The organism is Nonomuraea sp. LPB2021202275-12-8 (genome assembly GCF_037044575.1).
Taxonomy (GTDB): domain Bacteria; phylum Actinomycetota; class Actinomycetes; order Streptosporangiales; family Streptosporangiaceae; genus Nonomuraea.
This window is the reverse complement of sequence record NZ_JBAHWD010000007.1, coordinates 289,416-311,372: the sequence shown is the minus strand read 5'-3', so window position 1 is coordinate 311,372 and position 21,957 is coordinate 289,416. Positions and strand designations below refer to the sequence as shown.

Here is a 21,957-nt window from a genome sequence, read left to right as displayed (position 1 = left end):
GCTACGTAGCCGGCGGGCCGTGGGCCGGGTCTACGACTCGGTGTACGGAAGGTTGGTGGCGGCGACCAGGGTCCGGATGGCCCTCAGGGCGACCGAGAGGGTGGCCAGGTCGAAGTTGTCGCTCTCCCAGATCTCCGACAGCGTCTGCCTGGAGCGGCGGACGGCGGCCGAGTTGGCCTCGGTCCACCTGGCCAGGCGTTCCTCAGGCGACAGGCCGGGGGTGCTGTGCACCAGGACGTCGCGGGTGAGCGCGGCGTGGGCGGCGTACAGGTCGTCGCGGAGCGCCGCCCGGGCCATCGCGTTCCAGCGGTTGTCCCTGGGCAGCGCGATGACCCGCTCCCTGAGGCGGGCGAGCTGGAGGCGGTCCGCCAGGTCGAAGTAGACTTCTGCCACCTCGTTGACGGGACGGCCCGTCTGCGAGGAGACCTCCACCAGGTCGAAGGTGGAGTAGGCGGGCACCATGGCGGCGACCCGTTCGGCCAGGTCGGCGGGGACGCCGCGGGCCATGAAGGAGTCGCGGCGCTCTTCGAAGGCGGCCAGGTCGGGGCCGGTCAGGAGTTTGGGCATGTGGGACAGCAGGCCGTTGACGCCCTTGACGAAGAAGGCGACCGCGCCCGCCAGGTCCAGCGGCGGCCGGCGGTTGGTGAGGAGCCAGCGGGTGCCGCGCTCGGCGAGCTTGCGAGCCTCCAGGAGCATCGCGAGCTGGGTGGCGGTGTCGATCTTGTTGTCCAGGGACTCGACCTGCCGGTAGAGGCTGGCGAAGTCGAAGACCTCGCGGGCGACCAGGTAGGCGCGGACGATGTCCGGGGTCGACGCTCCGGTCTCCTCGCCGACGCGGAACATGAACGTGGTGCCCATGGAGTTGACCAGCTCGTTCACCACGCCGGTGGTGATGATCTCGCGGCGCAGCGGGTGCGCGTCCATGTACGGCCTGAAGCGGTCGCGCAGCGCCGACGGGAAGTACGACACCAGCCAGGAGGCGAGGTAGGGCTCGTCAGGCAGGTCGGTGCCGAGCAGCTCGGCGTCGGCGACGAGCTTGGTGTAGGCGAGCAGGACGGCGAACTCGGGGGCGGTCAGGCCGAGCCTGGCCTGACGGCGTTCGGCCAGCGTCTTGTCCGACGGCAGGAACTCCAGCTCCCGGTTGACCAGCCCCTCGCGCTCGAGGCGGCGCAGGTAGCGGGCGTGGATGTGGAGCATCTCGACGGCCTGGGCGCGGGCGGCGGCCAGGACCACGTTCTGGGCGTGGTTGTCGCGCAGCACCAGCTCGGCGACCTCGTGGGTCATGGAGGTGAAGACCTGGTTGCGCTGTTTGTCGGTCAGCTCGCCGTCGCGGACCACCTGGTCGAGCAGGATCTTGATGTTGACCTCGTGGTCGGAGGTGTCGACTCCGGCGGAGTTGTCGATGAAGTCGGTGTTGACCAGCCCGCCGTTCAGCGCGAACTCGATCCGGGCGAGCTGGGTGAAGCCGAGGTTGCCGCCCTCGCCGATGACCTTGCAGCGCAGGTCGGCGGCGTTGACCCGGAGCGGGTCGTTGGCCTTGTCTCCCACGTCGGAGTGGGACTCGGCGCTGGACTTGACGTAGGTGCCGATGCCGCCGTTCCACAGCAGGTCGACCGGGGCACGCAGGATGGCGCTGATCAGGTCGTTGGGCGCGAGCGAGGTGACGGCCGGGTCGAGGGCGAGCGCCTCGCGCATCTGCGGGGTGATCTGGATGGACTTGGCCGTGCGCGAGAAGACGCCGCCGCCGGCCGAGATCAGCGAGCTGTCGTAGTCGGCCCAGGTGCTGCGCGGCAGCTCGAACAGGCGCTGCCGCTCGGCGTAGGAGCGGGCGGCGTCGGGATCGGGGTCGACGAAGATGTGGCGGTGGTCGAAGGCGGCCACGAGCCGGATGTGCTGGGACAGCAGCATGCCGTTGCCGAAGACGTCGCCGGACATGTCGCCGACGCCGGCCACCGTGAAGTCGGTGGTCTGCACCTCCACGTTCATGGTGCGGAAGTGGTACTTGACCGACTCCCAGGCGCCGCGGGCGGTGATGCCCATGGCCTTATGGTCGTACCCGATGGACCCGCCGGACGCGAAGGCGTCGCCGAGCCAGAAGCCGTACTCCTTGGCCACGCTGTTGGCGATGTCGGAGAACGTGGCGGTGCCCTTGTCGGCGGCCACGACCAGGTAGGTGTCGTCGCCGTCGTGCCGGACCACGTCGGGCGGGGGCACGACCTTGCCGTCGACGAGGTTGTCGGTGACGTCGAGCAGGCCGGAGATGAACATCCGGTAGCACGCCACGCCTTCGGCGAGCACGTCCTCCCGCGTACCGGACGCAGGCGGACGCTTCACGACAAATCCGCCCTTAGACCCAGTGGGCACGATAACGGTATTTTTCACCATCTGGGCTTTAACCAGCCCAAGGATCTCGGTCCGGAAGTCCTCCATCCGGTCCGACCACCGCAGCCCGCCCCTGGCGACCTTCCCGAAGCGCAGGTGCACGCCCTCCACCCGCGGTGAGTAGACGAAGATCTCGTACTTGGGCCGCGGCAGCGGCAGCACGCTGATCGCCTGCGGGTCGAACTTCAGCGAGATGTACGGCTTGCGCCGCCCGTCGACGGTCTGGAAGTAGTTGGTGCGCAGCGTCGCCTGGATCATCTCCAGGTAGGCCCGCAGGATCCGGTCCTCGTCCAGCGAGGCCACCTCGTCCAGCGCGCCGAGGATCTCCTCGTTGAGCGCGTCGGTCAGGTCGGCGCGCACGTCGTCGGAGCGCCTCGGGTCCAGCCTGGCCTCGAACAGCCGCACCAGCAGGCGGGACAGCCGCACGTTGCCCAGCAGCACCCGCTCCATGTACCGCTGGGAGAAGGTGCTGCCCGCCTGGCGCAGATACTTGGCGTAGACGCGCAGGATCTCGACCTGTTCCCAGGTCAGCCCGGCCTTCAGGATGAGGGAGTTGAAGCTGTCGGCCTGGACCTGGCCCTTCCACAGCGCGATGAGCCCGTCCTGGAAGAGCCGCTTGAAGTCGTCCCGCTCGACCTCCTCCGACGGCGTGTAGCGCAGCCCGAAGTCGTAGATCCAGGCGTTCTTGGTGGCGGGGTTGTTGTCCCTGTCGACCTCGTACGGCCGCTCGTCCACGACCTCCACGCCGAGCCGCTGGATCAGCGGCAGCACGTGGGACAGCGAGATGGGCGAGCCGACCTTGTAGATCTTCAGCCGGCGCTCGCCCTCGGTGGCGTCGTACGGCTCGTAGAGGTTGATCTCGATCTCGTTGTCGTCCGCGCCGACGAGCTGCTCCAGACGGCGCAGGTCCACCACGGCCATCTCGGGCGGGAAGTCGGCCTTGTACCCCTCGGGGAAGGCGGACTGGTAGCGCCGCAGGAGCTCGGGCGCTTCGTGCTCGGAGGTCAGCTCCGTCACGGCGGTGGCCAGGTCGTCCTCCCAGGAGCGGGTGGTCGCGGCCAGCCGCGCCTCCAGCTCCTCCACGTCGCCGCTCGGCTGGGGAAGCTGCTTGCCCCGCTCGCCGCGGACCACCACGTGCAGCCGGGCCAGCGCCGACTCGCCGATCATCGCGCTGTAGTCGAGCGTCCTGCCGCCCAGCGCCTTGAGCAGCACCTCCTGCATGTGCAGGCGGACCTTGGTGGTGTAGCGGTCGCGCGGCAGGTAGATCAGGCAGGAGATGTAGCGGCCGTAGTCGTCGCGACGCAGGAACAGCTTGACCTGCTTGCGCTCGCGCAGCCGCAGCACCCCGAGCGCGATCGGCAGGAGCTGCTCGACCGAGGTCTGGAAGAGTTCGTCGCGCGGGAACGTCTCCAGGATCTCGATCAGGTCCTTGCCGTCGTGGCTCTCGGGCGGCAGCCCGGCCTGGTCGAGCACGTCGGCCAGCTTCCGCCTGAGCACCGGGATCCGGGAGATGGACTCGTTGTAGGCCACGTGCGTGAACAGGCCGAGGAAGCGGCGCTCGCCGATCACCTCGCCCTCGGGCGAGAACAGCTTCACGCCGATGTAGTCGAGGTAGGCGGCGCGGTGGACGGTGGCCCTGGAGTTGGCCTTGGTGATGATCAGCAGCTGCTTCTCGCGCGCCTTGGCCCGCACCTCGGCGGGCAGCGCGGAGAAGCTGTCGGAGCCGACCTTGTCGTCGCGCAGGATGCCGAGCGCCGCGCCGGCCAGCGCGCGCAGCGTGTCGCCCTGCGCATCGCTCTCCAGCCGGTATTCGCGATAGCCGAGGAAGGTGAAGTGCCCGTCGGCGAGCCAGCGGAGCAGGTCGAGGCTGTCCTCGACCTCCGCGGGCTCCAGCGGCGGCGGGTTCAGCGTCAGGTCCTCGGCGGTCCGCATGGCCAGCTCGCGCATCTTGGCGAAGTCCTCGACCGCGTGCCGCACGTCGGACAGCACCCGCTGGAGGTCGGCCTCGATCCGCTTGAGGACCTCCGGGTCCGACTGCCTGTCGATCTCGAAGTGCATCCACGACTCGACCAGCATCTGCCCGGTGACGTCCTCCTGGCCGCGGCCGAGCATCCGGCCGGTCAGGTCGCGGCGGACCCGCATCTGCGGATGCACCACCAGGTGCGTGCCGATGTCGTGCCTGTCGAGCTCCATCGTCACCGAGTCGACCAGGAACGGCATGTCGTCGGTGACCACCTCCACCACGGAGTGGCCGGGATCCCAGCCGTTCTCCTCCAGCGTGGGGGTGTAGGCACGCACCACGGCCCGGCCCTGCGGGCGGATCTCGGCCAGCTGCCGCTGCGACATCGCGGGACCGTACACGTCGACGGAACTGCGCTGGAGCAGGTCTTCTGGGGCGACGTGCCGGTAGTAGACCCGCAAGAAGGACACTGCCTCCTCGGGGCTCACATGGTCGCTGCCCACCGCGCATCGTTGCGCGGCTCGTTGGAGCAGCTCATCCTTGGCCTCGTCGAGCGGCATTTCGCTCTCACTCCTTTGTGAGGGTTCGCCATGGCTTTTCACAGCCAGGCCCTGAGTTCCCACAACAGCGGGAAGTAGTGCATCCGGGTGCGGCCGCGCAGGTAGGGGGCACCCGTCGAGCCGCCGGTGCCGGATTTCGTGCCGATCTGCCGTTCGACCATCTGGACGTGACGCATCCGCCACTTCGCGGCTGTCTCGTCGTGCGTCAGCAGGTCTTCGGCCAGTTGCCACAGGTCGTCGTGGGACCGGCGGTTTCTCGCCACGGCCAGCAGCGAGCCCATGATCTCTTCATCGTCCGAGATCGGCAGGCCACGCCGGGAGAGGGCGGCCAGGTAAGCATCCCACAGCGTGGGTTCCTCCAGCCTCCGCTTGAGCCTGGCCAGCTCTGTGTCGCTGGCGTCCTTGAGCCTGTCGAGGTAGGCCGGATCCTTGGCGCCCGACAGGAACTCCAGCTCGCGGAACTGCACCGACTGGAAACCGCTGGCCGGCGCCAGGTCGGCGCGGAACTCCAGGAAGTCCTGAGGCGTCATCGTCTCCAGGACCTCCACCTGCTCGACGAGCACCCGCTCCACCGCGTGCACCCGCTCGAACAGGTGCCTGGCCCGCCAGACCTCGCCGCCGAACATGGCGGCGCGGGCCACCTCGAGCTCATGCAGCAACAGCTTGAACCAGAGCTCGTAGACCTGGTGGATGGTGATGAAGAGCAGCTCGTCCGGGGCCTGCGACTGCGGCTGCTGCTGCGCGAGCAGCTCGGGCAGGCGAAGGTAGCCCCCGTAGGACAGCCGGCCGCCTTCTTCGCCGAACCGCCTGTCGCGAGGGACGGCCGCATCATCGTTGATGCTCACCGGACACCTCCCCCAGATCGCCCGGTTCTGGGAAACCGGGCGCACGCCTCGCCGTACCGATATCACCCGAAAAGGGTGAAGACGTCAACGTGACATCGACATCGGCGGGTCGTCTTCGGAGGCGGAGGGGGCCTGCTTGAGCTCGTCGAGTCGCTCGGGAACCCCGGCGAGCTCCACGAGCTCGGCCTGGCACTGTTCACACACGTCGAGGTGGCGCTCGAACGCCTCGTGCTCCTCGTCATCGAGCACACCGAGGACGTAGGCGGCCACCCCGTCATGCATTAGCCGGCTACCCCCTTGTCCCGCAGCAGTTCACGGAGTGCCCGGATGCCGTAGTAGAGCCGGGACTTCACCGTGCCCGGCGGGATCCCCAGAATCTCCGCCGCTTCACTTATCGTACGGTCCCGGAGGTAGGTCTGTTCAATGACTTCGCGGTGTTCTTCCGAGAGACTACGGAGCGCATCGGCGACAACGATCGCCGATAACGCGCGCTCAGAGCCGTCGGGCACCGCCATCATGTCGCCTTCAGGGGGTTCGACCTCGTGAGGCCGGACGCTCCTTCGGCGACGTCCATCGATCACAATGCGGCGCGCTACCGTGAGTAGCCACGCCCAGATGAGGCCCGGTTCCCATTGCAGCCTTGCCGAGTTACGCCAAGCTCGGACGATCGTCTCCTGTACGACGTCCTCGGCCCATTGAAGATCGTTACCGGTGGACTTGCGTACGTGGCGCAGTAGAGGGCCGCCGAACTCCTGGTAAAGCACCGCGATGCGGTGCTCTGCCTCGGCATCAGCACTCTCGAATCTGCCGTCGAGGTGACCTAGCACGGGGCACATCTTTACACCTTCGTTATGCGTCCGGTAGCCACTCCGATAACTCCAGTCATTTCTAACTATCTCCACGCATAGGTGAACCGGCCCCTGAAAGCCCGCGTACCTCCGACCATGCACAGGCTTTTGCGCGGCGAAGTAGTGATGTTCGGCGGATTCGCCCTCGCGGCAGCGGTCACGATTCTGCTGGTCATGCCGCAGGCGAGCACCGCCGTGCTGACGGAGGTCACGCAGACCGCCTCCGGCCCGCTCGGGCCGGCGGACCGTGACTTCCTGGTCAAAGTACGGCAGGCGGGTCTCTGGGAAATTCCCGTGGGGCAGTGGGCCCAGGTACGGGCCGACTCTCCGAGAGTCAAGGACGTCGGCATGCATCTCGTGGAGGACCACAAGAAGCTCGACGCCTCGGTCCGCCAGGTGGCGGCACGGCTTGCCGTGCCCCTGCCCGACCGTCCCAGCCCGGACCAGCAACGGTGGATGGCGCAGCTGGCCACCGAGACCGGTCCGGCCTTCGACCGGGACTTCGCCAAGCTGCTCAGGGCCGCGCATGGCAAGGTCTTCGCCGTTGTGGCGAACGTGAGGGCGGGCACCCGCAACTCGGAGATCAGAAAGTTCTCCGGGACAGCCGTGACGGTGGTCATGCGGCACATGACGCTGCTCGAGTCCACCGGGCTGGTCGACTACGACGAACTGCCCGAGCCCCCGATGCCCTCACCTGCAGCACCCGCCCCCGCGGCGGTCGACCCGAGGAGACAACCATGAGATCCAGACGCATGGCCGCGGCCATGTCCGCCTTGGCCATGGTGGCCGGTGGGCTGGTGTCCGCGGCCGTCATCGGCAGCGCATCACCAGCGATCGCGGACCACTGCGAGGTCGGCGAACAGGCGCCGCCGCAGAACCGGGCCCAGGAGGAGCAGCAGCCCGACGAGCAGCAGGATCAGGACCAGGCTCCCCAGGACCAGGACCAGGACCAGCAGCAGGACCAGCCCCAGGATCAACCCCAGGACCAGCCCCAGGATCAACCCCAGGACCAGCCCCAAGACCAGCCTCAGGACCAGCAGCAGAACCAGGACCAGGCTCCCCAGGACCAGCAGAACCAGGACCAGAACCAGCAGGACCAGAACCAGCAGGGCACCGACGACCAGACCGGCTCGGGTGGCGGCGTCGCCGTCGACCCCGTGGAGGAGCCGACGGCGGCGGAGCCGACCGAGTCGGCGCAGATCCAGAGCCGCCGCGGCCGCAACCGGCCCACGCAGCGACCGACGGACTCCGCCTCCCCGACTGCCTCCCCGACGGCCTCGCCGACAGGTTCACCGTCGGCCTCCCCCACGGCTACCGGCGAGGAGAACGAGTGCGCCGACCTCGGCCCGTTCGTGACCGACTTCGTCGACATCAGGCAGATCCAGCCGCGCCAGCTGGACGCGCGCATCGGCAGGGCCGGTTCCAGAGGGTCGTTCGTCTCCGCCTGCGGCACCAACGGCAACGGCCACAACAACCCCGACAACTTCATCGTCGCTCCCGGAGTCCGCAATGGCGCACACCACCTGCACGACTACGTGGGCAACCTGTCGGCAGACGCCTTCTCGACCGACGAGAGCCTGGCCGCCTCGGGCACCACGTGCCGCCTGGGTGACAAGTCCACCTATTTCTGGCCGGTGCTGCGCAACCGCCAGGTCGACGCCAACACCGACGACGCGGACGGCAACGTCGGCCAGGTCCTGCAACCTCGCTCGGTGACCCTGCAGTTCCGCGGCAACGCCACGTCCAGGGTGACAGCCATGCCCCGCTTCCTGCGGATCATCATGGGTGACGCCAAGGCCGCCACGAACGGCGGGGCCAACGCCCGCGCCGGCTGGAGCTGCACCGGCTTCACCAACCGCGTCAGTCCGGACAAATACCCGCTTTGCCCGCGCGGCAGCCGGGTGGCCCGTATTCTGGACTTCCCGAGCTGCTGGGACGGCCAGAACACCGACAGCGCCAACCACCGCACGCACATCGTCTTCCCTGACCAGAGCGGCGCCTGTCCGCAAGGCACCAGGGCCGTGCCGCAGCTTCGGATGACGCTGACCTACTCGGTGCCCTCGGGACCGTCGTTCGCCGTGGACGCCTTCCCGGAACAGCTCCACAACCCGGTCACCGACCACGCGGACTTCGTCAACGTGATGCCCGACCGCCTGATGTCGTTCGCGGTCAACTGCATCAACCGAGGCCGCCGCTGCTGACCTGACATCCGTCCCCGGGACGGTGGCCACTGTCAGGCCCTCCCGAGTCGCACCCTCACCCGACCTTGGAGGGAATCGATGCTCCACAGACGACACCCCCGGCACGCCCCGAGCAAGCTGGACAGCAGGAATGTCCGGCTCGGGGCGAGCGCCTCGATCGCCGCGATCCTCCTGTCAGGGTTCGCCCTGACGCTCACGGATCGCGGCATGGAGCTGCTCGGCCGCGGGGTGAGTTTCCTCGAGTACTACGCAGGCGTGCTCGCCCTGGTGGCGCTGACCGCGACGGTCGCGCTCGGGCTGCTCACCACCGAGCGCGTCTTCCTGTCGCCGGCGAACCGGGTCAGGGCGCAGTTCGCGCACCGGGCCGCGGCGTTCGCCGGGATGGCGTTCCTGCTCACGCACATCTCGCTCATGATCTCGCTCAACCACGTCCCCCTGACCGCCGCCGTGATCCCCGTAGCGGGGATCTACGTGGGGTTCGGGGCGGTGGCGTTCGACCTGATGATCGTGGTCGTGGTGACAGGGATGGTACGGGGACGGTTCGCGGTGACCGGCAGGCCATGGCTGTGGCGGCTGATGCACGCCTCCGCCTACCTGGCCTGGCCGGTCTCCATCCTGCACGGGCTGACCGCGGGCCGGTTCGCGGCGAGCTGGGTGTCCTGGTCGTACATGGGCTGCCTGGCCGCCGTCGGCTCGGCCCTGCTCGTGCGCGTGCTGGCCACGCTGCTCAGGCCGGCGGCCCTGCCCGAGCACGTCGAAGCGCCCGAGGTCAACGACATGCCGGTCGCAGTGCCTGAAGAGATCAACGCGCCGGTGAGCCTCGCCGAGGCTCGGCGGAAGTATCGGGAGGCGGGATGACCCCGCCCAGGACACACCAGGAGAAGCCGTGATCCCGCATTCAGTGCCGCGTGTGCTGCGGATGGGACCGGCCCGGCTCACCGCCGGTCTCGACCACACCAGACGGCTCGACCTGCCCGCCCACCGCACGCTGCACGGCGACCAGGTGCCGCGCACCCTCGACGACATCATCGCCATGGTCGAGGAGGTGGACATGCGCGGGCGGGGCGGCGCGGCGTTCCCGTTCGCGCGCAAACTGCGGGCCGTGGCCGACGCCGCCGGCTCGCGCGAGTGCGTGGTGCTGGTCAACGGCGCCGAGGGCGAGCCCGCCAGCTCCAAGGACGCCATGCTGCTGGTGCGCAACCCGCACCTGGTGCTGGACGGCGCGGTGCTGGCCGCGGAGGCGCTCAACGCCCGCGAGGTGGTCGTCGCCACCGTCGAGGGCGAGGTGGCGCAGGCGTCGATCGAGGCGGCCGTGGCAGAGCGGCGCGCCGCCAACGTGGCGGGCGCGGCCGAGAGCCGCCTCGGCATCAGGGTCGTCGGCCTGCAGGAACGGTTCATCTCCGGCGAGGGCGGCGCTCTGGTGCGCGCCGTCAACGGCCTGGAGGCCGTACCGCCCGGCAGGAAGCGGCGGGCCAGCGAGAGCGGCGTCGACGGCCTGCCCACGCTGCTGTCGAACACCGAGACGTACGCCCAGCTCGCCGTGCTCGCCGAGCTCGGCCCGGAGCAGTACTCGAACGTGGGCACCAGCAAAGAGCCCGGCACCGTGCTGCTCAGCGTGAGCGGCGGAGCGGCTTCAGCGGCCGTCGTGGAGGTCCCGACCGGCACTCCGCTGATCAACGTCCTCGAACTGTGCGAGGCGGAGATCGGCGACGGGGTGCTGATCGGCGGCTACCACGGCGCCTGGCTGGACGCCGAAACGGCCATCTCCGCGATCGTCTCGCGCGAGGGCATGAAGATGGCCGGCGGCAGCCTGGGCGCCGGCATCGTGGTGCCGCTCGGGGAGTCGACCTGCCCGGTCGGCGAGGCCGCAAGGGTGGCTTCATACCTCGCGGCGCAGTCGTCCGGGCAGTGCGGCCCCTGCCGGCTCGGCCTGCCCGATGTGGCCAGGGCGCTCGGCGCGCTGGTCGACGGGTCGGGCTCCACCGACTCCATCCGGCGCTCGGTGCGGGCGGTGGAGCGCAGGGGCGCGTGCTTCCATCCGGACGGCACCGCGAGGTTCGTGCTGTCGTCGCTGGACGCGTTCGAGGCCGACATCGCGCTCCACCTGGAGCACGGCTCGTGCGGCCGGCCGGTGCGCGGCGTGCTGCCGCTGCCGGAGCGGGAGGACGAGCCCGAATACCGCCTGGACGTGGACTGGACCCGCTGCCAGGGGCACGGCCTCTGCGCGCATCTGCTGCCGGAGTTCGTCAGCCTGGACGACTACGGCTTCCCGTCGTTCAAGTCCGTGCCCGGCTGGATGGTGAAGGAGGCGAGCCGCGCGGTCGACATGTGTCCCGCGCTGGCCCTGCGCCTGGCCCAGACGGGCTGACCCGCTCCCGTGGAGGGGCGGGCTCCCGTCACAGGCCCAGCAGTGGCAGGCAGGGCCCGAGATTGTGGATCTCGATCCCCTCCACGGGACTCCAGTCCTCGCGGGGAAGCCGGAAGTTGCGGGTGACGACCGGCTTGCCCTGACGCTTGTGCAGAGTGATGCCGTCCTCCTGGTAGCCGAGTTTCTTCGTGACGGCCAGCGAGGAGTGGTTGTCCTCGAACGCCTCCGTGGTCGCGTACGCGGCGCCCAGGCCCTCGAACGCCAGGTGCAGCACGGCGGTGCGCATCTCGGTGCCGATGCCCATGCCCTGGAACCGGCGTCCCAGCCACGAGCCCGACTGGACCTCCCGCAGGACGGCGAAGTCCTCTCCGCTGAGCGCCTGCGTGCCCACGACCTGCCCCTCGAAGACCACCACGAAGTCCAGGGACCACTTGGCGGCGCTCAGCTCGCCCCACTGGCGGAAGTGGTACTGGATGGTGCTCCTGGACCGCTCGGCGGGCGCGGACTCCGACCACGGGAACAGGAAGGGCATGACGCCCACCTCGTGCACCCCCTCGGCCGCCCGATCCCCCAGCTCGTCCAGGTCCTCGGGAGACGGATAGCGGAGCTCTAGGCGCGGCGTGGTGATGGAGAGCTGGAAAAACGGCCAGTTGCGCATACTCACCTATATTTCCACCATTCCCACCCAATCGACGAACCTTTTACGGCCGACTGAATCCATTCAATTCGGGTTATGACTCCGAAACCCTGATGTGATTCGCTCAGGAAAGCGTGGCCACGCGTTCGCCGACACCGACCACGAGCGGGCAGGATTCGCGGCGGAATCTGCCGGGGGCCAGACCGTGCTCGCGCTTGAAGGCGTTGGCGAAGGCGAACTCGGAGCCGTAGCCGACGCGGGTCGCCACCTCGCTCAGCGGCGCGTCGGTCGATCGCAGGAGGCGCGCGGCGATGGCCAGCCGCCACCAGGTCAGATAGCCGAGCGGCGGCTGGCCCACGAGCACCGAGAAGCGCCGGGAGAAGGCGGCCCTCGACAGGCCGGCGAGGTCGGCGAGCGACTGGACCGTCCACGGGTGGGCGGGGTCGCGGTGGACGGCGTCCAGGGCCGCGCTGATGCCGGGGTCCGCCAGGGCGGCCGACCAGCCGCTGACCGTGCACCGCTCCGGCTCGGCGTTGATGTAGGCGCGCAGGATGAACAGCAGCAGCATGTCCAGCAGGGACGCCACGACGGTGTCGGCGCCCAGCCGCGGGTTGGCGATCTCGGCGGCGAGCAGGTCGATGGCCGCGCGGAGCTCCTGATGGTGACCGAGCCGGGCAGGCAGGTGGATCATGTCGGGCAGGTCCCGCAGGATCGGGTGGGTGCGGCCGTCGTCGAGCCGGTAACCACCACAGAGCGTCACCGTGGCCGCCCCCGGACCGGCCATCGAGGCGGAGCCGAAGAGCGCGGCCTCCTCCCCCGGGTCGCAGTCGATCTGCGGCACCGGAGTGGACGGCGAGTCGGCCATGACGCAGCCGTGACCGTGCGGGAAGAAGACCACGTCGCCGACGCTCAACGGGATCGGCTCGCCGTCGTCGGGGATGAGCCAGCACGAGCCCTGGAGGATCACCTGGAAGCCGGCGGAGCCCGGCGCCGAGGGGAAGCTCTGCGCCCAGGGGGCGTGCCAGGTGATGTGGCTGGAGCGCGGCCGCCCGATCCGGATGCTGGCGATGACGTCACTGAGTACATCCACACGCGCAGTCTAGCTCCGAAGACGATCGCGTATAAAACGCAGACATATACGCATTGGATAGCGCAGTGGCATCTCCTACGGTTGCAAGCGACGAAAGGAGAGCCTCGTGCCCACGAGCGCCACCATGAAGGCCGCGCGCATCCATGAGTACGGCGACGCGGACGTGATCCGCTTCGAGGACATCCCGAGGCCGTCGCCCGGACCGGGCGAGGTGCTCATCCGGATGGCCGCCACCTCGTTCAACCCCTCCGAGGTGGGGCTGCGGGCCGGCTACCTGCACGACCTGCTCGACGTGACCCTGCCGGCCACGCTGGGCTGGGACGTGGCGGGCACGGTCGTCGAGCTCGGCCCGGACGTCACCGGCCTGGCCGTGGGAGACGACGTCATCGGCCTGGTGAGCGGCTGCGCCGCCGAGTACGTGGTCGCGCCGGCGGCCGAGCTGGCCCCGGCGCCGCGGAGCATCCCGCTGGCGCATGCCGCCGCCATTCCCGTCGCCGGGCTCACGGCCTGGCAGGCGGTCTTCGACCAGGCCCGGATCGGCGCGGGGCAGCGCGTGCTGATCAACGGCGCGGGCGGCGGCGTCGGCCTCTTCGCCGTCCAGCTCGCCAAGCACGCCGGCGCGACCGTGATCGCCACCGCGAGCCCGCGCAGCACCGAGGCGGTCCGCCGGCTCGGCGCCGACGAGATCGTCGACTACACGGCCACTCCGCTGCCGGGAGGCATGGACGTGGTGCTCAACCTCGCCGCCATCCCGGAGGCGGCGGCGGCGGCCCTCGCCCCGCTCGGCGAGGTCGTCGTCACCATCGCCACCCCGATCGAGGCGCCGAACGCGCACCACTTCGTCGGCACCAGCGACCCGGCCCAGCTCACCGCGATGGCCGAGCTGATCGACAAGGGCGAACTCACCGTCGAGATCGCCGAGACCCATCACTTCACCCACATGACGGAGATCCACCGCAGGGCCGAAGCCGGTCAGACACGCGGCAAGATCATCCTTAACTTCTGAGGAGCACCCCCAATGACCAGGATCGCCATCATCATCGGCAGCACCCGCCCGGGCCGCACCGCGGAGAACGTCGCCCGCTGGGTGCACGATCTGGCCGCCAAACGTGACGACGCCACCTTCGAGCTGGTGGACCTGCTGGACTTCGCGCTGCCGCACCTGGACGAGGCGTTGCCCGCCGCGACGGGGCAGTATGACCACTCGCACACCAGGGAGTGGTCCGAGACGATCGCCTCGTTCGACGGCTTCGTCTTCGTGACGCCCGAATACAACCACTCGACCTCGGGCGCGCTGAAGAACGCGATCGACTTCCTGTTCGCCGAGTGGGCCGACAAGGCGGCGGCGTTCGTCAGCTACGGCGTGGACGGCGGCGCGCGGGCGGCCGAGCACCTCAGGCAGGTGCTCGGCCAGCTCAAGGTCGCCGACGTGCAGGCTCAGGTCACGCTCTCGCTGCACACCGACTTCGAGAACTTCAGCGCCCTTCGGCCCGGCCCTCACCAGGAGGAGAAGGTCACCGTCATGCTCGACCAGCTCGTCTCCTGGGCCTCGGCGCTGCGTCCGCTCAGGGTGTGAAGTGGCGCAGCACCTCGGGATTGGCCATGGCGTCGGGGTTGGCGGCCTGCTCGACGGGGGTGCCGAGCAGGATCCTGCGCACCGGGACCTCTAGCTTCTTGCCCGACAGGGTGCGGGGGATGCCGGGCACGGCGCGGATCTCGTTCGGCACGTGCCGGGGCGACAGCTCCTGGCGCAGCGCCGCGCAGATGGCCTGCTCCAGCGGGCCCGACAGGGTGACGCCCTCGGCGAGCGTCACGTACAGCAGCAGCCGCCCTTCCTGCCCGAGCTGGCCGGTGTCGATCACCAGGCTGTCGGCGATCTCCTCGAACCGCTCCACGACCCGGTAGAACTCGCTGGTGCCCATCCGGACGCCGCCCCGGTTGAGCGTCGAGTCGGAGCGGCCGTAGATGACGCAGCTGCCGTCCTCGTTCAGCTTGATCCAGTCGCCGTGCCGCCACACGCCCGGGTAGACGTCGAAGTAGCTCTCGCGGTAGCGCTCGCCGGTGGGGTCGTTCCAGAACATCACCGGCATCGACGGCATCGGCCGGGTCAGCACCAGCTCGCCGACCTCGCCGGCGACCGGCTTGCCGGTGGGGTCGAAGGACTCCACCTTCGCCCCCAGTGACCGGCAGGGGATGATGCCGGCCCTGATCGGGTGCAGGGCGGTGGCGCCGACGAACCCGGTGCACACGTCGGTGCCGCCGGAGAACGATCCGAGCGGCACCCCGGGCAGCTCGGACGCCACCCAGGCGAACCCCTCCGGTGGCAGCGGCGACCCGGTCGAGCCGATCCCCCGCAGCCTGTCCAGCCCTTCGGGGGACACGCCGGCCTTCATCGAGGCCATGATGTACGGCGCGCCGACGCCGAAGTAGGTCACCCCCTCGGAGGCGGCGATCCGCCAGAGCACCGCGGGCGAGGGATGCGCGGCCGACCCGTCGTACAGCACCGGGGTGGCACCCACCAGCAGGGCGCCGATGAGGTAGTTCCACATCATCCAGCCCGTGGTGGTGTACCAGAAGAACACATCCCCCTCCCCCAGGTCCTGGTGGAAGGAGAGCGACTTGAGGTGCTCCAGCACCACGCCGCCGTGGCCGTGCACGATGGGCTTGGGCAGCCCGGTCGTGCCGCTGGAGTAGAGGATCCACAGCGGGTGCCCGAACGGCACCCGCTCGAACTCCAGCGGCGCGCTCTGCGCGCGCAGCCCCTCCCAGCCGATCACCTCGCCGTGCGGCAGCTCCTTGGTCCCGGCGGGACCGGGCTCGGCCCGCTGGGGCGGCTCGCCCTCCTCGACCGCGGCCAGGTACGGGATCCACACGGTGGCGCGGAGAGTGGGCAGCCCGGCGGCGATCTCGTTGACGGCGGCCGAGCGGTCGTAGTTCTTGCCGTTGTAGCGATAGCCGTCGACCGCGATCAGCACCTTGGGCTCGATCTGCTTGAACCGGTCGATGATGCTCGGCACGCCGAAGTCGGGCGAGCCCGCCGACCAGATGGCGCCCAGGGAGGCGGTGGCGAGGAAGGCGATCAGCGCCTGGGGGATGTTCGGCAGGTAGCCGGCGACCCGGTCGCCGCGCTGGACGCCGAGCCGCACCAGGCCGGCCCGGACGCGGGCGACGTCGTCGCGGAGCTCTGCCCAGGTCAGCTCCTGGCGGGCGCCGTCCTCGGAGACGAAGACCGCCGCGACGCCGTCGGTGCGGCGCAGCGCGTTCTCGGCGTAATTGATGGCGCTTCCGGAGAACCATTCGGCCTCGGGCATCGTCCCAGAGATGACGGGCCCGTCACCACGCTCTCCGATCACGTCGAAGTAGTCCCAGATGGACGTCCAGAACTCCGCCGGGTGGTCGACAGACCACTGCCACACGTCCTCGTAGCCCGCTCCCGCGCGCCCGAGCGACTCCAGATAGCGAGTCAGCTTGGCGCGGGCGACGATCTCTTCGGTGGGTTCCCAGAGAAGTGCACCTTCAGCAACCATGTGCCCCATCCTGTCGGCCTGCTAGGGGGAAGTCATACCTGACTACCCACATAACTTGCTATCTGCGTAGGTGGTCCACAGCCATACGCGCGGCCGTCCCGATCACCGCGTCGGCGCGCGGCTGGTTGAGCGCGCTGCTGAAGGAACGGGTGAAGACCGCCACGGCGTAGCGTCCTCCATCCGGATACTCCACCACTCCCGCCTCGCTGCGAAGTGTCGGCAGGGTTCCGGTCTTCCCGCTGACCCCCACGTCGTCGTACGGGAACCCGGACGCCAGCCGGTGCGGCCACACCTGAAGGTTCAGCACGCCGCGCATCCACCCGCAGGACTCGGCCGAGGCCGCCTCGTCCCGCCAGATCAGGCCGAGCAGCCCGGCCAGCTCGCGGGGCGTGCTGCGGTTGGTGCGGGCCGGGTCGAGCACCCGGAGCCTGGCCAGGTCCTCCAGGTCGAGGTACGGCCAGGCGTGCCCGGCGTCCTCGGCCATGGTCGCGGCGGTCTCCCGGCAACTGTGCACGACCCGCGAGCCCGTCAGCCCGAAGCCGTCCAGCATGGCGTTCACCGCCTCCCGCCCGACCATGGACAGAAGCACGTCGGCCGAGGTGTTGTCGCTGACCGCGATCATCAGGTAGGCCAGGTCGCGCAGCGAGATCGTGACGTCGTCGAGCATCGAGGAGATGCCGGTCGGGCCGCTCACCCGGTCGGCGGCCGTCACCGTCACCCGGCTCCGCGGGTCGAGCAGCCCGGCGTCGACCTGCCGGCAGAACTCCACCAGCAGCGGCACCTTGAACATCGAGGCGGTCGGCAGCGGCTCGTCCGCGCCGTGCGCCAGCTCCCTGCCGGTGTCGATGTCGGCGGCGAACAGCCTGCCCCGCACGCCCGCCGCGCGGAACAGCGCCTCCAGGTCCGGTCCGCTCATGCGAGCATCCCCGGCCTCCGGCTGACCCGCCGCACCGGGGCGGCCCCCTCGTCCGTCATCCCGGCGCGCTCCTTCAAGGTCCGTACGGCCACCGCGGAGAAGCCGGTCACCGCAGCGGTGGAGGCCCGCCAGGCTGTGGAGACCCGGCAGGCGATCGGCGAGCCTAGCAGCGGCCGCCAGGCCAGCCCCGGCAGCTCCACCTTCGGCCCGAACGCGACCGCCGCCCCCGCCAGCACCAGGCCGAGCCCGGCGCCCTGGTGCACCTGGGCGGGTACGTAGCCGTGGCGGCGGCACTCGGCCAGCACCTCCGCGTGCATGCCCGGCTCCCCCTCCCTGGGCGGCATCAGCAGCTCGCGCCCGTCCAGGTCGGCCAGGTGCACCTCTCCGGCGCCGGCCAGCAGGTCGCCCGCGGCCAGCAGCACGCCCTGCGGCTGCACCAGCACCTGGCCGAAGTGCAGTCCGGGGGCGCTGACGGGATGGCGCACCACGCCCACGTCGATCACGCCCTCCGCGAGCGCGCCCACCTGGTCGGCCGTCCAGATCTCAGCCGGCGCGAGCCGTACCTCCGGGTTGCTCTCCCGGAAGCCCTCGACCAGCGCGGCGATCACCGCGGCGGCCAGGTCTGGCGGGACTCCCACCTTCAGGACGGCGGCCTCTCCGTGACGGACCAGCTCGTGCAGGCGGTCCACCCTGGCCACGATCTCCCGGGCCTCGCCGAGCAGCAGCCTGCCCGCCTCGGTGAGCCTGACCTGGCGGGCCGAGCGGTCGAACAGTCGCACGCCGAGCTCCTCCTCCAGGCGCTTGATGCGCTGGCTGAGCGGCGGCTGGGCCATGCCGAGCCGGATCGCGGCGTTGCCGAAGTGCAGTTCTTCCGCGACCACGGTGAAGTAACACAGATGCCGGACTAGGTCCACGACCAGCAACTATAGCTAAATTTATATCGATAAATCCCTCATATCAGTATTGGACACGCCCCGCTGGGTCTGCTGTCCTCTGACGCATGGCACCACACACGGGGACAATGTACGCATATCTACAGCCGGAGCACCCTCCCCAACGAAGGCGGCGAAGGCGGCGCAGATGGCCCTGGATCGGCGCCGCGATCCTGGTCCCGGTGGTCGCCGCCGCCGGCACGTTCTGGGCGCTGCGCACGACCGGCTCTCCCGAGCAGGTCGCGGACAAGTACCTGCGAGCCTGGGAGGCGCAGGACTACGTGGCGATGCGCGAGCTGGTCGCCGACCCGCCGGCCGACTTCGAGCGCCTGCACCGGCGCTTCCGCACCGATCTCAAGCTGGACCAGGCCTCCTTCACGCGACACGTCCCCAACGGCGTCTTCGCGTCCGACGCCGCCTCCACCGGCGTGGTCTCCTTCAAGGCCGTGCTCACCGGCCCGCAGGACTGGACCTACAGCGGGAAGCTCGACTTCGTCGAGCGGGACCGCACGTGGAAGATCGACTGGACCGCGGCGGCCATCCATCCCCGGCTCGCCAAGGGCCGGTCGGTGCGGCTGGTCGAGGGGAAGGTCCCGGTGACCCAGGTGCTGGCCGCGGACGGCAGCCGGATCGACACCCCGGAGGCCCCCGGCTCGATGGCGCAGCTCGTCGAGGGGCTCAAGCAGACCTACCCCGACCGGTTCGCCGAGTACGCGGGCGCCAGGATCGATCTGGTCGAGGGCGGCAAGGTCGTCGAGACCCTGGTCAAGGCACCCGAGAAGGAACCGCTGCGGACCACGATCGACCTGAAGGTGCACCAGGCGGGGGCCGACGCCCTTCGGGACGTCCGCAAGCCCGCCTCGCTGGTGGCGACCCGGCCGTCGACCGGTGAGATCCTGGCCGTGGTGAACAAGCCGGGCGGGTTCAACCGCGCGCTGCTCGGCAAGTATCCCCCCGGCTCGACGTTCAAGGTCGTCACCGCCTCCGCACTGGTCGCGGACGGGATGAAGCCGGCCGAGCGGGTCGCCTGCCCCGCCGAGCAGAACATCGGCGGCTTCCCCTTCCACAACGCCGGCTTCAAGGACTACGGCACGCTGGCGTTCAGGGACGCCTTCGCGCACTCGTGCAACACCACCTTCGGCGCGATGGGCGTGGCCGACCTGGGCAAGGAGCGGCTGGCGAAGGTGGCGGAGAGCTTCGGCTTCGGCGCCGAGATCGCGCCGGGAGTGCCCGCCGTGCGGGCCGACTTCCCCACCCCGAAGGACGACACCGACCTCGCCTCGGCCGCCATCGGGCAGGGCAGGGTGCTGGCGAGCCCGCTGAACATGGCCTCGGTCGCCGCGGCCATCGCCTACGGAGCCTGGCAGCCGCCCAGGCTCGTCCCCGAGGAGGTCGTACCCGACAACACCCTGCGGCCGCGCCGGCTGGAGGACGCGGTGGTGAAAGCCCTGCGCGAGCTCATGCCCGCGGTCGTCACCGACGGCACGGCACACGGCGTGAGCTTCCCGGCGGGCACCGCCGGGAAGACCGGCACCGCGGAGTACGGGTCGGGCAAGGAACCGCCCGCGCACTCGTGGTTCATCGGCTACCGGGGCGACCTCGCGTTCGCGGTGATCGTGGAGGGCGGCGGCGCGGGCTCCGCGGTGGCGGCTCCGGTCGCGGCCCGCTTCCTCGCGGAGCTGGCCTGATCATCCGGCGCGGGGCTGCTCAGCCCGCCTTGCGGTCCACCGGCGTGGTGAGACGGGCCACCGCGGCCACGACCTCGGAAGCGTTCGACAGGTCGGGCAGCACGATGTCGGCGCCGGCCGCCCGCAGCTCGGCCGCCGTCGAGCGGCCCGAAGCCACCGCGATCATCGCCGCCCCGCCGATCCTGGCCGCCTGCACGTCACGGGTCGAGTCGCCGATCACCACGGTGTTGGCGGGCACGAACGGGATGCCGAGGCGCTGCTTGGCCCGGCCCTGGGCGACCTGCAGCAGTGTCGCCTTGGGATAGACCTCCTCGCCGTAGCCGCCGAGGTCGAAGTCGACGTAGCGGTCCAGGCCGAACGCCTGGAGTTTGTGCACGGCGTTGCTCCTGATCGTGCCGGTGAGCACCGTCTGGGTCACGCCGTCGAGCCTGGCCACGGCCTTGAGCGCGTCCTTGGCCCCGGCCATCGCCCGCCCCTCCTTGGCCAGCCGCTTGCGCCTGTCGGCGAACGCGGTGGCCAGCGCGGCCAGGAACCTGGGCAGATGGTCGTCCTGGGCCACGATCCCGTTGACGGCGAGCGTCTCGAAGACGATCTCGGAGTCGGGGCGGCCCATCGGCGGGACCAGCTTGACCAGCGGGCGCCCCGTCACGACGCGGAACGCCTCGGCGTAGGCGTCCCTGGTCACGATCGCGACATCGACCAGCGTGAGGTCGATGTTCCACAGAACTAGGCGGTTGATGGCAGCCTCCAGAGAGAGAACTCTGCCAGAGTAGGGCCATCGCCCCGGCCGACGCTCCTGTCAGGCCGATTCAGGCATGCTCGAGCGCCTCGGCGAGCGTGTCGACCACCGGGAAGCCCGTGGCCTCCAGCTCTGCCCTGGTGGACATGCCACCCGTGTAGAGCACCGCCCTGGCGCCCACGTGCCTGGCCGCCATCCCGTCGTCCACGCTGTCGCCGATCACCAGCACCTCGCGGGGCGCGACCGCGATGGACTCGATGTGCGCCGCCATGTGCGTGGCCTTCTCGCCGCCGGTCAGCCCGATCAGGCCGTCGATCCGGGTGAAGTGCCGGGTGATGCCGAAGGCGTCGACCTTGGGGATCAGATGGGCGTGCGGGGCCATGGAGCAGAGCGACTGGGTGCCCGTCCAGGTCATCAGCGCGTGCTCGGCGTCCGCCGCCAGGACGCACTCGCCGGCCAGCCGGTAGTAGTGCTCGTGGAAGCCGGTGTCGAGCAGCTCCCACTCTCCTTCGGCGAGCGGGCGGCCGAGCATCCGCTCGTAGGCGACCCAGATGGGCCGGGTGTAGACGGCGCGGAACCCGTCCGCGGTCACGGGCGCGAGCTCGTACGGCTTGAAGACCTCGTTGGTGGCTCCGACCACGGCGTCGATGTCGTGGAAGAGCGTGCCGTTCCAGTCCCAGACGATGTGCTTTGTCATTGGTTCCAGCTTAATATCCGGCCACGGACGTCATGAGCGCAGGAGGTCGGGGATCTCCTGCGTGGCGTACCACATGAGCTCGTGCGCCTCGGCGCCGTCGACGGTGAAGCGGGCGTCGTCGTCGCCCCGGTCGGAGTCGGGCAGCGCGGCGACGGCCGCCTTGACGTCGGGCATCGCGTAGTGGTCGTCGATGTGCACCGCGGCCACCTTGGCCATCGGGATCGGCTCGGACAGCCGTACCCTGGCCCTCTCCTGGAGGTCCGCGCCCGCGCGCAGCGAGCCCTCCGCCACCTCGGCGGCGACGACCACGCGGCGTGGGGCCGCGTCCACCCCGTCGGCGAGGTCGGCGGCCAGCATGCGCAGGGAGGCGCGCGCCGCCTCGGTGAGCGCGACGTACTCGAGCTCCTCGGTGTCACCCGAGGCGTACCACTCGATCAGCGCGGGGGTCACCGCGTAGCCGGTCAGCGGGGCCGGGCCCAGCTCCCCGGCGTCGACCGCCCGGGTCAGCGCGGGGAGGGTGCAGGGCAGGTAGACGCGCATCACGAACCTTTCACAGCGTGCGAGGGC

Annotated in this window: 19 protein-coding genes; 7 read left to right on the top strand and 12 right to left on the bottom strand. The window is 70.1% G+C overall.

Annotated elements, in window-relative coordinates; all coding sequences use genetic code 11:
* Nucleotides 1-30: 30 nt before the first annotated feature.
* The 4 genes from V5E28_RS16730 to V5E28_RS16715 form a co-directional block, all read right to left on the bottom strand.
* Nucleotides 31-4,902 carry an NAD-glutamate dehydrogenase gene (locus V5E28_RS16730; protein WP_336207827.1) on the bottom strand — a complete coding sequence of 1,624 codons (4,872 nt, stop codon included), beginning with the start codon at nt 4,900-4,902 and terminating at the stop codon, nt 31-33.
* A gap of 38 nt (nt 4,903-4,940) precedes the next feature.
* Complete coding sequence (locus V5E28_RS16725) at nt 4,941-5,747, bottom strand: tryptophan 2,3-dioxygenase (protein ID WP_336207826.1); 807 nt, start codon at nt 5,745-5,747, stop codon at nt 4,941-4,943.
* 84 nt (nt 5,748-5,831) lie between these two features.
* Complete coding sequence (locus tag V5E28_RS16720) at nt 5,832-6,029, bottom strand: zf-HC2 domain-containing protein (RefSeq protein WP_336207825.1); 198 nt, start codon at nt 6,027-6,029, stop codon at nt 5,832-5,834.
* Nucleotides 6,029-6,583 (bottom strand): sigma-70 family RNA polymerase sigma factor, encoded by a 555-nt coding sequence (locus tag V5E28_RS16715; protein WP_336207823.1) that lies wholly within the window; start codon nt 6,581-6,583, stop codon nt 6,029-6,031. The genes V5E28_RS16720 and V5E28_RS16715 overlap by 1 nt, the downstream gene beginning before the upstream one ends.
* Nucleotides 6,584-6,691: 108 nt before the next feature.
* Here V5E28_RS16715 and V5E28_RS16710 point away from each other — a divergent pair, with 108 nt between their 5' ends.
* The 4 genes from V5E28_RS16710 to V5E28_RS16695 all read left to right on the top strand — a co-directional run bounded on the left by V5E28_RS16710 (nt 6,692) and on the right by V5E28_RS16695 (nt 11,164).
* Nucleotides 6,692-7,336: a DUF4142 domain-containing protein gene (locus V5E28_RS16710; RefSeq protein ID WP_336207822.1), complete on the top strand. Its 645-nt coding sequence runs from the start codon at nt 6,692-6,694 to the stop codon at nt 7,334-7,336.
* Nucleotides 7,333-8,796 (top strand): DUF1996 domain-containing protein, encoded by a 1,464-nt coding sequence (locus V5E28_RS16705; protein WP_336207821.1) that lies wholly within the window; start codon nt 7,333-7,335, stop codon nt 8,794-8,796. The genes V5E28_RS16710 and V5E28_RS16705 overlap by 4 nt, the downstream gene beginning before the upstream one ends.
* Nucleotides 8,797-8,874: 78 nt before the next feature.
* Nucleotides 8,875-9,654, top strand: a complete 780-nt coding sequence (locus V5E28_RS16700; RefSeq protein WP_336207819.1) for a hypothetical protein — start codon at nt 8,875-8,877, stop codon at nt 9,652-9,654.
* 28 nt (nt 9,655-9,682) lie between these two features.
* Nucleotides 9,683-11,164, top strand: coding sequence for an NADH-ubiquinone oxidoreductase-F iron-sulfur binding region domain-containing protein (locus V5E28_RS16695; RefSeq protein ID WP_336207818.1), 1,482 nt, complete (start codon nt 9,683-9,685; stop codon nt 11,162-11,164).
* A gap of 28 nt (nt 11,165-11,192) precedes the next feature.
* On the opposite strand, the gene V5E28_RS16690 is transcribed toward V5E28_RS16695, so the two are convergent.
* Nucleotides 11,193-11,822 (bottom strand): GNAT family N-acetyltransferase, encoded by a 630-nt coding sequence (locus V5E28_RS16690; protein ID WP_336207920.1) that lies wholly within the window; start codon nt 11,820-11,822, stop codon nt 11,193-11,195.
* Between the two features lie 103 nt (nt 11,823-11,925).
* Nucleotides 11,926-12,891 carry an AraC family transcriptional regulator gene (locus V5E28_RS16685; protein ID WP_336207817.1) on the bottom strand — a complete coding sequence of 322 codons (966 nt, stop codon included), beginning with the start codon at nt 12,889-12,891 and terminating at the stop codon, nt 11,926-11,928.
* Between the two features lie 106 nt (nt 12,892-12,997).
* Between V5E28_RS16685 and V5E28_RS16680 the strand changes: the two genes are divergently transcribed.
* A complete protein-coding gene (locus V5E28_RS16680) occupies nt 12,998-13,897 on the top strand; it encodes an NADP-dependent oxidoreductase (RefSeq protein WP_336207816.1) in 900 nt (299 codons plus the stop codon).
* A 12-nt stretch (nt 13,898-13,909) separates the two neighbouring features.
* Nucleotides 13,910-14,467, top strand: a complete 558-nt coding sequence (locus V5E28_RS16675) for an NADPH-dependent FMN reductase (RefSeq protein WP_336207814.1) — start codon at nt 13,910-13,912, stop codon at nt 14,465-14,467.
* Here V5E28_RS16675 and V5E28_RS16670 read toward each other — a convergent pair.
* Genes V5E28_RS16670 through V5E28_RS16660 form a run of 3 tightly spaced genes read right to left on the bottom strand, consistent with a single transcriptional unit; the run spans nt 14,457 to nt 18,248 of the window.
* Entirely contained in the window at nt 14,457-16,418 is a 1,962-nt protein-coding gene (locus V5E28_RS16670; RefSeq protein WP_336207813.1) for an acetoacetate--CoA ligase, read from the bottom strand. The genes V5E28_RS16675 and V5E28_RS16670 overlap by 11 nt on opposite strands.
* Nucleotides 16,419-16,476: 58 nt before the next feature.
* The gene (locus V5E28_RS16665; protein WP_336207812.1) at nt 16,477-17,334 is read right to left on the bottom strand and encodes a serine hydrolase; all 858 of its coding nucleotides are present in this window, start codon (nt 17,332-17,334) and stop codon (nt 16,477-16,479) included.
* Nucleotides 17,331-18,248 carry a LysR family transcriptional regulator gene (locus V5E28_RS16660; protein ID WP_336207811.1) on the bottom strand — a complete coding sequence of 306 codons (918 nt, stop codon included), beginning with the start codon at nt 18,246-18,248 and terminating at the stop codon, nt 17,331-17,333. The genes V5E28_RS16665 and V5E28_RS16660 overlap by 4 nt, the downstream gene beginning before the upstream one ends.
* A gap of 200 nt (nt 18,249-18,448) precedes the next feature.
* On the opposite strand from V5E28_RS16660, the gene V5E28_RS16655 reads away from it, so the two are divergent.
* Nucleotides 18,449-19,954, top strand: a complete 1,506-nt coding sequence (locus tag V5E28_RS16655) for a penicillin-binding transpeptidase domain-containing protein (RefSeq protein ID WP_336207810.1) — start codon at nt 18,449-18,451, stop codon at nt 19,952-19,954.
* Between the two features lie 19 nt (nt 19,955-19,973).
* Here V5E28_RS16655 and V5E28_RS16650 read toward each other — a convergent pair whose 3' ends face one another.
* From V5E28_RS16650 to V5E28_RS16640, 3 genes are all read right to left on the bottom strand, one after another.
* Nucleotides 19,974-20,693, bottom strand: coding sequence for an HAD family hydrolase (locus tag V5E28_RS16650; protein ID WP_336207919.1), 720 nt, complete (start codon nt 20,691-20,693; stop codon nt 19,974-19,976).
* 70 nt (nt 20,694-20,763) lie between these two features.
* Nucleotides 20,764-21,390, bottom strand: coding sequence for an HAD family hydrolase (locus tag V5E28_RS16645; RefSeq protein ID WP_336207808.1), 627 nt, complete (start codon nt 21,388-21,390; stop codon nt 20,764-20,766).
* A gap of 30 nt (nt 21,391-21,420) precedes the next feature.
* Nucleotides 21,421-21,930 (bottom strand): DUF6912 family protein, encoded by a 510-nt coding sequence (locus V5E28_RS16640; protein WP_336207806.1) that lies wholly within the window; start codon nt 21,928-21,930, stop codon nt 21,421-21,423.
* Between the last annotated feature and the right edge of the window lie 27 nt (nt 21,931-21,957).